This is a genomic window from Caldanaerobius polysaccharolyticus DSM 13641, assembly GCF_000427425.1.
Classification (GTDB): domain Bacteria; phylum Bacillota; class Thermoanaerobacteria; order Thermoanaerobacterales; family Caldanaerobiaceae; genus Caldanaerobius; species Caldanaerobius polysaccharolyticus.
The window spans coordinates 991,721-1,004,993 of the sequence record NZ_KE386495.1 but is presented as its reverse complement, the minus strand read 5'-3'; the positions used below and the strand labels follow the sequence as shown (position 1 = coordinate 1,004,993).

The following is a 13,273-nucleotide window of genomic DNA, read 5'->3' as shown; positions in this document are numbered from 1 at the left end:
GCATTCCTCCCCCTTAATAAGCTAGTATCTAAAATTCCTTAAACACCTGTAAAGCCTTTAGCGCATTACCTTCAAAATCAAATAACGCTTGGTTATACCAATTATTGATTGATATTTTATCTGCTTTATTATTTGGTACCTTTATCCAATCGGGTTCCCAGTAAAACACACCCTTACCTCTACCTTGAGGTATACCTTTAACAATTGCAATAAGGTCTCTTACATACCTGGCTTGACCTTCTGGTGTAGCTTCATACCCTTCGTGCAGTTGACTGGAATCATTAATAATACTCTGAGAACCTTCTACTGTGTTTATTGCAAAAGGATATGCGCATTCCACTACCACAATGTCTTTATTATACCTTAAAGCAAGATCGCTAATGTTATCCTTAAGCATCGATAAGGTCCCGTGCCATAAAGGGTAAAACGACAAACCGATTACATCAAATTCAACGCTTTTTGAAATCAGGTTATCGAAAAACCATCTACTTGTTTCATTGTCTCCTCCTCTATCTATATGAATCATAATCTTTATCCATTGTTTTGAGTCTAAACTGTCTTCCACACCATTTACACCAGCCTTAATTAAATCAGTAAACTTATCCCACTGTTCATCACCGTTATTTTCGCGGCTGAGTTTAGCGTCAGGCCATAACATTCCCCATGTAATTTCATTACCTATTTGAACCATATCCGGCAAAGTACCTTGATCTTTTAAAGCGCATATTACCTCTTTCGTGTAGTTATAAACAGCATCCTTAAGTTCATTGAAAGTCAAGTTCTCCCATGCTGCAGGCTTATTTTGCTTTGCTGGATCGGCCCAAAAATCCGAATAGTGAAAATCCAGTAGAAACTTGAATCCAAGTTTTTTCAAACGCTTTACCATTTCAAGCGTTGATTGCTTATTACAATACTCAAAAGGAGGATTATTCCAAATTCTAAGCCTTATATAATTGATTCCATTATTCTTTAAAATTTCTAAGCAGTCTTTTAATTGCCCATTTTCGTAATATCTAGCGCCACAATCTTCCATAAGTTTTAACCAAGATACATCTGCCCCTTTTATAAATAAGTTTTCCAAAAGCCTCATCTCCTAATCCTTAGTTTATCAAAAACCAATCATATCGAGGTGACAGATGTTATATATCTGCCACCTCTGGTATAATAACTAATCTTTTTCTTTTCTACTTATGCTCTTTCATATATTGATCCGCTTGTTTTTGAATTTCTTCTAGCACTTTATATAAACCAGCTGCTTTTAACTTTTGCCTATAAGTTTCGATTCCTTTAATTGGGTCTGATATCATCCCAAGGTTTAGCGGAAGCCCATATTGAGTAACGACATTGTTGATCGCTGCCATTTCATTTTTTACTTTTGAATCGTCAAAGGTAAAGCCTTCTAATGGATGATGAACAAGATCCTCTTTTGTCCATTTATCAGTTAATTGTTTTACTATTTCAGGCTGATTGGCATCTGTACGATTTATATGCGTATGCCATCCCCAAGAAGAATTATTAATTTCTGAAAAATTAACTGAACCTGGTAAAAGTTTATATTGAGTATCACCCACTGGTTCCCAATGAACTCCTTTAATTCCATAAGTCGCTAAATCATGTATGTCACGATCATATCTTAAAAGGTCTATAGCCATTAACGCTCTTTCGGGATTTTTTGAATTGGCATTTATAGCTATACCATTATTTGTATATGGATTAATTAATTTCTTAACCCCGGGGTGTATATCTACAACTCGTGCTTTCCATTCTGGATGCTCTTTATTCATTGTAGTAACATCAGCTGAAACTGTTCCAAGGTTCCATACCATGGATGCGGCCCTTCCCGCTTTAAAAGCATCATCTCTAGTTTCTTTACTGGAAATAGAATTTTTAGACCATACACCTTTAACTGCCAATTCTCTCATTTTTAACACATAATCTTTAAATTCTGGAGTGTCAACTATAGAAAGTATTTTTCCCGAGCTATCAGTTATTTTATATACAAACAATGGCTCTGATCCCGTACCACGTACCTGAGCAAACTCATTTCCTTCTAACAAATACGGCCATTCAAGATTTTGTCCACCGCCATTGACTATAGGCACAATGCCCTTTTCATTTTTCAAAATAGCATCATAATATTTTTCTAGATCTGCTTCGCTTTTTATATCAGATATGCCGTATTTCTCCATGAGATCTCCTCTTACGCCGATAACATTATATCCATATTCCTTTTGATCATTAGGTACCATATATATTTTCCCGTTTACTTTTGCTTGATCCCACGCAAGCTTAGGCTCATATTTCCATGTATTTGGTGCATATTTTTGTAACATTTCAGGTGTCAATTCTAAAAATCCACCACTAGTAGCTATCTGATTGTAAAAACACCATCCTGCTGCAGTAAAAATTAAATCAAAATCTTCACCAGAGGAAAACAGCAATGGGTATTTACTATTTAAATCTCCCCAAGGTATAAATTGGACATCTAATGTTGCATTAATTTTCTGCTTCATCAACTTATTTACTTCAGCATAAACACGTTCGAAATCTTTTGGTTTATCTCCTAAAAGATACATTTTAAGTGTGACAGGACTTAAACCATTTTTCCCATTACTGGTACTTACACTTGTCCTGGTTTTTGTACAACCAGTAAATAGTGAAGCTATAACCAAAACTAATGCAAGCACAAGACTTATTTTTTTTAAAATTTTTCTCACTTTTAAATGCCTCCCCTTCTTTAATATTTTCATATAATAAACCCCATAACGGGATTTATCCTTTGACAGCTCCAATTGTAATACCTTTAACGAAATATTTCTGAATAAAGGGATATAGGAGTACTATAGGTCCTGTAACTATAACTGTAAGTGCCATCTTTAAAGATTCACTCGGTAAACTTATATTCACACTGATACTACCTCCTGTTTGAGACACTATATTTTTATAAGCTTCAATATTATTAACTATCTTATATAGAAAATATTGTAAACTATATAAGTTTTCATTTTGAATAAACAACATCGAATCATACCAATCATTCCAATAACCCAAAGCGATAAAAAGGCCTACTGTGGCTAGAGCTGGTTTGGCCAACGGCAATATTAATTTTATAAATATGGTGAAATCTCCTGCGCCATCAATTTTTGCAGATTCGGTTATAGCATCGGGTATACCACTCATATAGCTTTTCATAACTAAAATATTAAAAACATTTAATAAGGGCGGTAATAAAAGCGCTAAGTAGCTGTCTTTTAAATGTAAATACTTTACCATTAAAATATACCAAGGCACCAGTCCACCATTAAACAAAGTAGTAAAATAGAAGTAAAAAGCAAATTTGTTTCTCCACTCAAAATCCTTTCTTGTCAACACATACGAAGTCATAGATGTAATAAATAATCCGAGAAATGTTCCAATAACAGTTAAACTTATAGTGACCCCATAAGCTCTCAATACCGCCATTGGGTTTTGTAATGCAACTTTATATGCCTCTATAGAAAAATCTTTTGGAAAAAGGCTAAAACCATACTTTAAAATATACTCTTCCGAAGTAAATGAACCTGAAACGACTATTACAAAAGGTATTAAACACCATAGAGTCACAAAACCTACGGCAATATAGGCAATAATATTGAATATCTTTACATCCAATGGTATTTTCCCTTTTGCCATATATCTCACCACTTTCTAAAACAGCGAATAATCTTTATCATACTTTTTAACTAAAAAATTTGCTAATAATATTGTTACAAAACAAAACACAGATTGATAAAATCCCGAAGCAGCAGCCATACCAAATTCGTTAGTCTGCAAAAGTGACCTAAAAGTAAATGTATCAATAACATCTGTAACATCAAAAAGAGGTCCATTATTGCCAACAAGTTGATAAAACATTTGAAAATCGCCTCTAAATATATTACCTATAGCCAATAATATTAATATTATCATCGTAGGCACCAGACCAGGAATAGTTACATAAATGATTCTCTGAAATATATTAGCTCCATCTATTGCTGCGGCTTCATATATTTCTTGATCTATACCCATAATCGCAGCTAAATACAGTACACTTCCATATCCAACATTTTTCCATGCATTAAATAAGATTATAATGAAAATCCAAGCAACTGGCATAGAATATATATCAACAGGTTTAAAACCTACAAATTTTAATAAAGAATTAAAAATACCGTGTTCATAATTAAAAAAATTATAAACGATAACACTTACTATAACCCACGATATAAAATAAGGAAAAAACATTATCGATTGACTCACCTTTTTAAAATATTTTCCTCGCATTTCAGATATAAATATAGCCATAGCAATCTGAAGAATAGTATTTATTACAATAAACGCTAAATTGTATAAAATTGTATTTCTCGTGACTTTAAAGGCCTGCCCGGATATAAAAAAGAACTTAAAATTATCAAACCCTACCCAAGGACTACCCCAAATACCATCTCTAAAATTAAACCTTTTAAAAGCTAATACTACACCTGTCATTGGTATGTAACTAAATATAAAATAATATATCACAGCAGGCAAAAGCATTAGCAGCAAAGTTTTATATTTTTTAACTTTGTATAAAAAACCTTTTTTCAACCTATTTTGTGTTTTAATTCTGTACAAAAAATTTTCTTCCACCAATTTTCTCTCCTCCTCTTTGTCGCGCTAGTTGCTATATGTTCTGGTATACGTTTTACCACATTTGCTAATTTAAATTTAGCATTTTTAAACTTTAATTAAAACCGTAAAATATTTTAATATTAGTAAAATATTTTACGGTTTTAATAACAAATTGATGTAATCTTAGAAAGGTTATATAATATTTGTGCATACACTTATCCTCATTAAGGTGTCAAGGGAGGGATTTCAATGTTCAACATACTTATTGTAGATGACGAAGTTTTCACACGAGAAAGTATAATTGAACAAATTCCCTGGAATAAATTAGGTATCACAGAGATTCAACAAGCTTACGATGGAGTAAATGCACTTGAAATCTCTTCTAGATTCAAACCTGATATACTATTAACAGATGTGAGAATGCCACGTATGGATGGTATAGAACTATCTTTCAAATTAAGGGAAATTTATCCTTCCTGTGAAATCATTTTCATGAGTGGGTATTCAGACAAAGAATATCTTAAATCTGCTATAAAACTTAAAGCTATAAGTTATGTTGAAAAACCAATAGATATAGAAGAATTACAAACTGCGATTAAAAATGCAATCGCTGTAAAATCAAAAATGTTAAAATTAAATGAAAATATCAAGAAACATATAGCACTTCAAGTAATCACTCAAAATATTGATATTAATGAGCTTAAAGAGCTTTTAGGGAACTATCATTTTAACCAGCTGAGTAAATGCTATTTTATTACAATTTTAATTAATATTGTAAATGTAGATAAAATAGATCAAAAAGCCGTGCTTACTAATATAGAAAAAATAGCTACAAAAAATGATTTTGGAAGCATCTCATGTTTTAAAGATGAAAAAATTATACTCCTTCATCTGTATCACAATGACGAAAGAAAATTTATAAAAGAACAAATAGAAGCGTTATGTTATAATATTTCTCAATTTTTAAAACAATATAGCAACTTTTTTATATGTGTTGGTAAAAAAGTCAGTGGCATTCTTAACATTTTTGAGTCGTATCAAGTTGCATTAAACAATTTATGCAAAACTTTCTTTTATGATTATTGCTCTATAATCAACTGCAATAATAATGAAGGATACATTTATAGTCTTGATAAAAATGTCATTGAAGATTTTTACAAATACCTTTCACAAGAAAATAAATACGAAAGCATTTTTCTAATAAAAAGACTTACCTATGAATTAAAAAAATGCACCAATACTCCTGTTAACTATATAAAAGACATATACTATAGACTTTTCTTGCAATTAACGAAGTATGCAAACGAAAGAAATATAAATTTAATACAAAACGATTTAAACAATACAAGCACATTTGAAATATTTTCTTCATTTTGCAACATTATGGAAATGGAAGAATACCTTATCAAAAAAATTGAATTTGTTTTTAATTATCTAGCTCAAAAATGTGAATATAACACAGTTTCGCGAATAATAAAATATATTCATGATAATTATACAGATGTAAATTTATCATTAACAACAATTAGCAAAAATTTTTATTTTTCTCCTGCCTATGTCTGTAAAACATTTAAAAAGCAAACTGGCAAAACTATAAATAAATACATAACAGAATTGAGATTGTATAAGGCTAAAGAGCTTTTAAAAGATCAAAATATTAAAATAAAGGATATTGCCATTAAAGTAGGATACTCTGATGAAAATTATTTTACAAAATTATTCAAGAAAGATACAGGGTTAACACCTTCAGAATATAGGAGAAAGATTCTTTCAACTTATTAAATAAATTCAAAGAGGAGGCAATTTCACTGTGAATAAAAGGATTTTTTCAAGATTAAAATTAATGCAGAAATTTTTGTTATCTTACTTTATGCTTATAGTAATACCTCTTATGATCTTAACTCTTTTTACGTACAAACAAGTATCCAACATTGTAAAAAACTATATTACTTTCTCAACTGCCCAAGCTATTGATCAAACTTATTCTTTTCTCGCCTATAAATTATATAAAATATCTCAAGTAATAGATATAATACGTAATGATGGTAATTTAACTACTATACTTGCTAAAAATCCAAGTTCATCCAATATCCATGAGCAGATTGCAGATATGACATATTTACGTCAATTTCTTTCCTCTTTACAAGATAATGTCGATATTTATCGAGTAAGGCTTTATTCATTAAACGAATTTATTTACTCTAGCGAAAACGTCAATCTATTTAGCATTGAACAAGCAAAACAGTCAAAATGGTTTTCTATTTTAGAAAAAAACAATGAAAAATATCTATATTGCCCTAGTTCCTATCTTGAAGATATCAACATAATGAACCCGCAACTACTTTCAGTAGCCGCAACTATAAAAAACCCTAATAATTATCATGAGAACATAGGGTACATCCGTGTAGATTTTCAAAAAAAAATAATTGATGAGATTCTTAAGAAGGCAAATACAATTAAAGATAGCCTTACATATATACAAAATTCTAAAGGTGATATTGTAGCATCTTCAGATAATTCTCTTTTAAAAAAATACAAAATTGATAACTCTCTAGCAAGCAAACTTTCTTATCAAGGTGGAACATTAAAATTATTAACGATAAATGGTAATCAATGTCTTATAGCAAGTTCTCTTATTAAAAATACAGATTGGTATATGATAACAATTATACCTTATAGCAAAGTTCTTTCTGGAAGCAATGCAATAAGAAACGAATTGTTTTTAATAATGATAATCATTGGTACAATAGCGTATTCGCTTGCATATTATTTTTCAAATTCAATAAACAGAAGAATATCGAAATTAATAATTGGAATGAGAAATGTCCACGATGGTAATTTAAATATGTTTATTAATGACTCAAGTGAAGATGAAATTGGTGAGCTTATTAAAAATTATAATTTTATGATTAGCAGGATGGCAGTACTTATTGAAGAACAGTACAAATTAGGTAAAGAAATAAAAAATGCAGAACTTAAAGCTTTACAGGCACAAATAAACCCTCATTTTTTATATAATACTCTTGATATGATCAGTTGGATGTCATATAAAAATATGAATGAAGAAATAAGAAGGGTTGTTAAAAGCCTTGCTAAATTTTATAAGCTTAGTCTAAATAAAGGAAAAGATATTATTTCTATAAAAGACGAATTAACTCATGCTGCTCTTTATACTGAAATTCAAAATATGAGATATTCTGGAAGAATTCTATTGAAGATAATGGCAGACGAACGCATATACGAATATAGCATTTTAAAAATTACATTACAACCTATAGTTGAAAATTCTATACTGCATGGAATCCTTGGAAAAGGAGAAGGAAATGGAACGATATCAATAAACGGTAAATTAGAAAATGATGAAATAATATTATCGGTACAAGACGACGGTATAGGGATTCCAAAAGACAAAATTGATAAAATTCTGTCAAATGATTTCGAAAGTGAAGACGAAAACGGGTATGGCCTTAAAAACATAAACCAAAGAATAAAATTATATTATGGCGAGAAATATGGTCTATCTATTAAAAGTGAATATGGCAAAGGAACTACTGTCGAAGTCAAAATTCCTGCAATTAAAATGTAAATCTGCATCTATGTTATATGAAACAGCTTCAAACACAGCGCCAGCATCCCAGCGGTAATCAAAGGCCCTACAGGGACACCACCCAAGAAGGCAGCAGCAACTACTGCACCTAAAATCATAGCAGGCATTATTTCGCTATGGCCTTGAACTGTAAGGTATTTCAAACCAAGACCGCTTAAATATGTAGTAAAAAGCGAGAGAAGTAAAGCGATTACGCCAATCCAAGAAGTAAAAACATTCCTGATATTTGCAAGAGTAATACTTCCATTGGCAATGGGGATTAAGATAGCAGCAATAAGCAAAACCAATCCCCAAAATACTCCGTTTCTCTCAATAACTGGAAAAATATATTGGTCAATTTGTAATAGCTTAACAATCAAAAGTGTACATGCAGCGATTGCTACAGAATTAGCTTTGCCTAATACTGCGACAATTAATATCGCCAGAATTATGATCGTCGACTCCACTTCAATCATCTCCTAATGAGGATTATATTATATACAAAATATATTTATTACTCATGTTTCTTCACTTTACACTTACTCAACAATTATTGGTTACTACTAATTTTTTGCCATTAGTATTTTCGATTACCCCCATTGTACCATATCAAATGTCGTTAATATCCATACTATCACTCTCCTTTTATTATCCTTTTATTACTCCCGGACATATTATTGTTCCGCCACCAATCCAGACATTGTTTCCTATAACAATTGGCTTAGCAAATTCTTTGCCATATAATCTTTCCTTTGGGTCCGTAGGATGCGCAGCGGTATATATTTGGACATTTGGCCCTAATAGTACATTATCTCCAATTTGCACCTTATTAACGTCAAGTATAGTACACCCAAAGTTGGCATAAAAGTTCTCACCAACCTCAATGTTATATCCGTAATCACAATAAAAGGGGGCTTCAACATGGAATGAACCTTTTGCATTAATTAATCGCTTTAAGATTTCCTTTCTTTTTTCTTTTTCACTCGGCCTTGTATGGTTAAACTCAAAGATCAAATCCCTTGCATACTCTCTATCTTTTACTAATTCTTCATCTCCTGCACATTAAAACTCACCTGCTAACATTTTTTCTTTTTCACTTTTCATTATATTCTTCTCCTTTTATTATCCTTCATTTTCTCATGATAACTCATTGTAGCAAGAATGCTATTCTAAAGGAATTCCAAATGATACTACGCTTTTTACAATAGAATGCCATTCATCAATCATTTGAGCAAGATACTCTTTTCCTTTTTCTGTAATTCTATAATATTTTCGGGGAGGGCCATTATGTGAATCTCGCATGGTTATCTCTGTATATCCTTCTGCATTAAGTCGACGAAGAATTGTATAGACTGAACCCTCATAAACATCAGGAAAATGCTGCCGAATTACTTTCATTAACTCATACCCATAAAGCTCATTACCTTTTAACTGAAATAGGATACACATTTCAAGAACTCCTTTTTTCATCTGCGTACCCATAGTGGTTACCTCTTTCCTGGACATTCTACAACACAAGTATGTGCAATTGTATCATGTATAGTATAGTGTTTTTTTGATACTGATGCCCATATCAATGAAATGATAGAAGGTAGTATTTCCAATATAGACGGTAATATAGAGCCTAACATAGAACCTAACGTATTTATTAAATATTTACCAATCCATTCACGTACAATTAGTTGAACAAAATTTGCATTCTCCCCATTAACTGAAACAACTCTTATTTTCATGATTCTTTTACCTATTGTATAACCCTTAAAGATAAACATACATAATGGATTAATCAGAAAAAACCAAAAAACTGACGCAATTATTGCAATGCTCCAGAAAGGCTGTATCCGTGAAATCCACTGATGGCTTGAAATATTTACGGTAGATAAAAAAGTTGGTACCATATTAAAAAGCATTTGTGGCCTAAAATATAAATCTATCGCAGTACGCGGTATAAGCCAAATAAAAGGTAAACCAGCAACAATTATATCTATTATTAGTGCAAGAATACGCTTGTATACAGGAGCATAGCATATAGACAATTGTTTATTTTCTTCTTCTATTAGTGAGTGAGCAATTTCTATAGGATCTCCCAGTTCCGCACTTATTTCTTCTTCAGTTTTTCCCTCTTCTATTCCAGTTAAAAAAAAGCCCTCATAATCAGAAAGAATATCTTTTAATTCATCATCCTTTATTTTGCCTGATAAATATTTCTTTAGCAATTGTAAATACTCGGCTTTCTTCATATTTCAATCCTCCAAAGTACTATTTATTAAATAGTAGCTATTTCAATAATAACACACTACTATTCAATGCACAATAGTATTTAAAAAATTTTAACACAATATACAAAACCTAAATATTATCTTCATATAATATCACCATAACGAAATTTACCCCCAAATTATATTGCGACGCTAATACTGACAGTGTTATGTGGTGGGCTATCTCCTAATGTTAAAAAATATATTACTTCCTTTACAACATAATAAAATATGCCTATTAAAACTACTATAAGTTTAATTCCATTCTTCTATATCTCGTTGTCATCCCCATTGTTTCATAAAATTTAATTGCATCTTTATTAAATTCCCATACAGCTAATTGTAATGATGAGACCCTTTCTGATTTTGCGTAATTTACAATATGTTGAAACAATAATCTTCCAATACCCTTGTTCCTATAACTGGACTTAACACAGAATTCATCTATAAAAGCAAATCTTTTCGGAACTAGCACTGGTATGCTTTGCGTAACCATAATTTTTATCATGCTATATGCTACCAACTCTTTGTTATTGGTATTTTCGACTACAAATAATTTTGCATTATCAGTATGCAATAAATCGTCAAAATGCTCTTTTAATAATGGATTGTCCATATCCATAAAAACATCCGGTCTATTTTTAACATGCAATTTATGTACTTCCCTAGCAAGGTTATTAATGTCATAATAATCATCACTAATCGCTTCTCTTATTACCAAATTCATAAAATCCCTCCTCATTGTACTGACCCCAAAATAATGCTTATTTGAAAAGATTCAATTCAAATTCAATTTCATGCTTTAAAGGTATGTTAAAATTACCTAGTATCGGAATGGATGGCTTTAATTTTCTCGAAATATCCAAAGCGTTATGATATATGCGTACCATATCAAATCCACGTTTTTGATAAAAACGCATGGCGTTAATATTATCATTTGTTGTAATCACTTTTATTTTCGTGCATTTTTCTATAGTTGCCACCTCGATAACTTTATTTACAAGAGCAGTTCCAATACCTTGATTCTCCTTAAGACTATCTAAAGACATGATTTCACATTCATTATTCTTAATCCTATATGTAACTAATCCAATAATCGTTTCATTTTCATATACAACAAAACCCTCTAATACTGTCATATCAACTATTTCTCCTCTAACAACCATCTCAGTAGAAAACCAACGAGATTTTATGAAATCATTTATTTGTTGACGATTTTGGGGTGATATAGTTCTAATATCCACATTATCACTCTCCCTTGTATACCAAAATAAGAAGTATGTGTAATATAAAGAGATCTTCAAGAACTGGCCAATTCGTTTTTTTAGTAAATTTGTATACTTCTTTTAACAAACTAATCATCATTTCTGTTTCTTTATATATCTTTCTATCTATGAAAACCAAGCGATCTCTATAGAACCAACTCTTGCAATATTGATACCGATGACAAAATCATACATTCTCTTAATAAAATAATCAACAGTAGCAATACTTAAAAATTCAATTGATGGAATACCCCAATCTTTTATTCCATCTATGGGCCTGTCAATAATCTCTAGATCAGCATTAGCTATCAAATAAATATGGTTTCTTAACCCTGTTCTGCATAATTTTAATCTTTCATCATCTTTATTAAGCAGTTGAATCGGCTGTGACAGAAAGCTGCAGGAACAGGTGAGAATAAAGAAATGACATAAACATCAGATTTAAGGTTTATATGAAAAGGCCCTATTAATTATCAACACATATACACCTGTTCCTCAAATTTATTTTTTCAAAAGTCTTGTGATGTCCGTAAGCAGCCTTACCAGAATCGTCCTCCTCAATACTATTTATATAATCTGCTGATCTGTTAATAATATCATTAACTACCTGTTCTTCTAAGATTGCTTATCTAAAAAACTGCTTTTCACTAAATAAACAGAAAGACTTTTTTCCCTTTACGGAACGACTTTAATTTTCACGGAAAAACTTCAGACATCTTGGTTTTAAGGCATTGTGATTGTACTATCTGCGTTTTCTTTCTTCCATTTTAGGAAGTTCAGCAATTTGCCTGACTCTCGCCGCTAGCGACCTCAAAATTCCTTTATTATGACTAGAAACCATATTATATATACAATACATACCCCACAATATACCCCACATGCGCAAGATAGCAGCCCCAATTTATCATCCCTTATTCTACTTGGCTAGTTTTACCCTTAAAAAAAAGGCTATATCGTTTTTTCTCTTGTATAACAGCACAACAAAATTAAACAACCACAGCAAAAGCAAATAACTTTCAAAATTACCCATAATCAGTATAATCCCCAAAATAACAAACCCTAAAATATCCAACACTGCATCCACTTCGGGCAGCGAAGGTTTTCCTTTGTTATACATTCTCTCAGCAAGTTTTAAAATACCAAGAATAACAGCATACATAAAAGACCCTTCAAAGCGAGTAGTTGCACTCCAAATCCCAAAGGTAGCAGCTAATGCTTTACCGCCTTTAAACCTCAAAAAAGGAGAAAAAGCATGACCTAAAATAGGCATTATTGCGATAACAGCAATATTATTTCCACTAAAATGCCCTTTTTCAATAAAATATACAAGAGGAAAATAGCCTTTCATAAAATCAAGAGCAGCACCTATTATACCAACTTTAAAACCCGCAGCACACCAAAGGTTAAAAGCGCCAGGATTTCCATCCCTAACTTTCTCCAATCTTTTGCCAACAATAAGTCCTAACCAATAAGAAAACATCAACGAACCACAAGCAAGTTCTATAAGTCCCGGTATAATAATCATACATTATTCC

The 13,273-nt window shown here is 31.4% G+C and carries 13 protein-coding genes and 1 pseudogene; 2 read left to right on the top strand and 12 right to left on the bottom strand.

The genetic code is table 11. The features are described 5' to 3' along the window. Positions 1 to 28: 28 nt before the first annotated feature. From CALPO_RS0111425 to CALPO_RS0111410, 4 genes are all read right to left on the bottom strand, one after another. Positions 29 to 1,081, bottom strand: a complete 1,053-nt coding sequence (locus CALPO_RS0111425; RefSeq protein WP_156940185.1) for a glycoside hydrolase family 53 protein — start codon at positions 1,079 to 1,081, stop codon at positions 29 to 31. A gap of 103 nt (positions 1,082 to 1,184) precedes the next feature. Next, positions 1,185 to 2,750 (bottom strand): ABC transporter substrate-binding protein, encoded by a 1,566-nt coding sequence (locus CALPO_RS0111420; protein ID WP_051585975.1) that lies wholly within the window; start codon positions 2,748 to 2,750, stop codon positions 1,185 to 1,187. A gap of 22 nt (positions 2,751 to 2,772) precedes the next feature. Next, positions 2,773 to 3,672, bottom strand: a complete 900-nt coding sequence (locus CALPO_RS0111415; RefSeq protein WP_026487438.1) for a carbohydrate ABC transporter permease — start codon at positions 3,670 to 3,672, stop codon at positions 2,773 to 2,775. A 15-nt stretch (positions 3,673 to 3,687) separates the two neighbouring features. Next, complete coding sequence (locus CALPO_RS0111410; protein WP_245589967.1) at positions 3,688 to 4,647, bottom strand: ABC transporter permease; 960 nt, start codon at positions 4,645 to 4,647, stop codon at positions 3,688 to 3,690. Between the two features lie 231 nt (positions 4,648 to 4,878). Between CALPO_RS0111410 and CALPO_RS0111405 the strand changes: the two genes are divergently transcribed. Next, positions 4,879 to 6,411: a response regulator transcription factor gene (locus CALPO_RS0111405; RefSeq protein ID WP_026487436.1), complete on the top strand. Its 1,533-nt coding sequence runs from the start codon at positions 4,879 to 4,881 to the stop codon at positions 6,409 to 6,411. 28 nt (positions 6,412 to 6,439) lie between these two features. Then, positions 6,440 to 8,215, top strand: coding sequence for a sensor histidine kinase (locus CALPO_RS13875; protein ID WP_051585974.1), 1,776 nt, complete (start codon positions 6,440 to 6,442; stop codon positions 8,213 to 8,215). A gap of 8 nt (positions 8,216 to 8,223) precedes the next feature. Here CALPO_RS13875 and CALPO_RS0111395 read toward each other — a convergent pair whose 3' ends face one another. The 8 genes and pseudogenes from CALPO_RS0111395 to CALPO_RS0111360 all read right to left on the bottom strand — a co-directional run bounded on the left by CALPO_RS0111395 (position 8,224) and on the right by CALPO_RS0111360 (position 13,263). Continuing rightward, positions 8,224 to 8,682 (bottom strand): DUF441 domain-containing protein, encoded by a 459-nt coding sequence (locus CALPO_RS0111395; RefSeq protein WP_026487435.1) that lies wholly within the window; start codon positions 8,680 to 8,682, stop codon positions 8,224 to 8,226. Positions 8,683 to 8,863: 181 nt separating this feature from the next. Next, positions 8,864 to 9,262 (bottom strand): annotated as a pseudogene (locus CALPO_RS13870) (sugar O-acetyltransferase); the annotation flags it as partial. A gap of 117 nt (positions 9,263 to 9,379) precedes the next feature. Next, entirely contained in the window at positions 9,380 to 9,697 is a 318-nt protein-coding gene (locus CALPO_RS0111385; RefSeq protein WP_026487434.1) for a PadR family transcriptional regulator, read from the bottom strand. Between the two features lie 5 nt (positions 9,698 to 9,702). Then, positions 9,703 to 10,455: an RDD family protein gene (locus CALPO_RS0111380; RefSeq protein ID WP_026487433.1), complete on the bottom strand. Its 753-nt coding sequence runs from the start codon at positions 10,453 to 10,455 to the stop codon at positions 9,703 to 9,705. A 265-nt stretch (positions 10,456 to 10,720) separates the two neighbouring features. Beyond that, complete coding sequence (locus tag CALPO_RS0111375; RefSeq protein ID WP_026487432.1) at positions 10,721 to 11,200, bottom strand: GNAT family N-acetyltransferase; 480 nt, start codon at positions 11,198 to 11,200, stop codon at positions 10,721 to 10,723. 37 nt (positions 11,201 to 11,237) lie between these two features. Continuing rightward, positions 11,238 to 11,717 (bottom strand): GNAT family N-acetyltransferase, encoded by a 480-nt coding sequence (locus CALPO_RS0111370; RefSeq protein WP_026487431.1) that lies wholly within the window; start codon positions 11,715 to 11,717, stop codon positions 11,238 to 11,240. Positions 11,718 to 11,864: 147 nt separating this feature from the next. Next, complete coding sequence (locus CALPO_RS0111365) at positions 11,865 to 12,050, bottom strand: hypothetical protein (RefSeq protein ID WP_026487430.1); 186 nt, start codon at positions 12,048 to 12,050, stop codon at positions 11,865 to 11,867. Positions 12,051 to 12,654: 604 nt separating this feature from the next. Continuing rightward, positions 12,655 to 13,263 (bottom strand): glycerol-3-phosphate acyltransferase, encoded by a 609-nt coding sequence (locus CALPO_RS0111360; RefSeq protein ID WP_026487429.1) that lies wholly within the window; start codon positions 13,261 to 13,263, stop codon positions 12,655 to 12,657. Positions 13,264 to 13,273 lie beyond the last annotated feature (10 nt).

Bases quoted from the DNA above. Each gene is read 5' to 3' on its own strand.
- CALPO_RS0111360 (WP_026487429.1), bottom strand. From the start codon at position 13,263: ATGATTATTATACCGGGACTTATAGAACTTGCTTGTGGTTCGTTGATG.
- CALPO_RS0111375 (WP_026487432.1), bottom strand. From the start codon at position 11,200: ATGAATTTGGTAATAAGAGAAGCGATTAGTGATGATTATTATGACATT.
- CALPO_RS0111420 (WP_051585975.1), bottom strand. From the start codon at position 2,750: ATGAAAATATTAAAGAAGGGGAGGCATTTAAAAGTGAGAAAAATTTTA.
- CALPO_RS0111405 (WP_026487436.1), top strand. From the start codon at position 4,879: ATGTTCAACATACTTATTGTAGATGACGAAGTTTTCACACGAGAAAGT.
- CALPO_RS0111415 (WP_026487438.1), bottom strand. From the start codon at position 3,672: ATGGCAAAAGGGAAAATACCATTGGATGTAAAGATATTCAATATTATT.
- CALPO_RS0111385 (WP_026487434.1), bottom strand. From the start codon at position 9,697: ATGGGTACGCAGATGAAAAAAGGAGTTCTTGAAATGTGTATCCTATTT.
- CALPO_RS0111380 (WP_026487433.1), bottom strand. From the start codon at position 10,455: ATGAAGAAAGCCGAGTATTTACAATTGCTAAAGAAATATTTATCAGGC.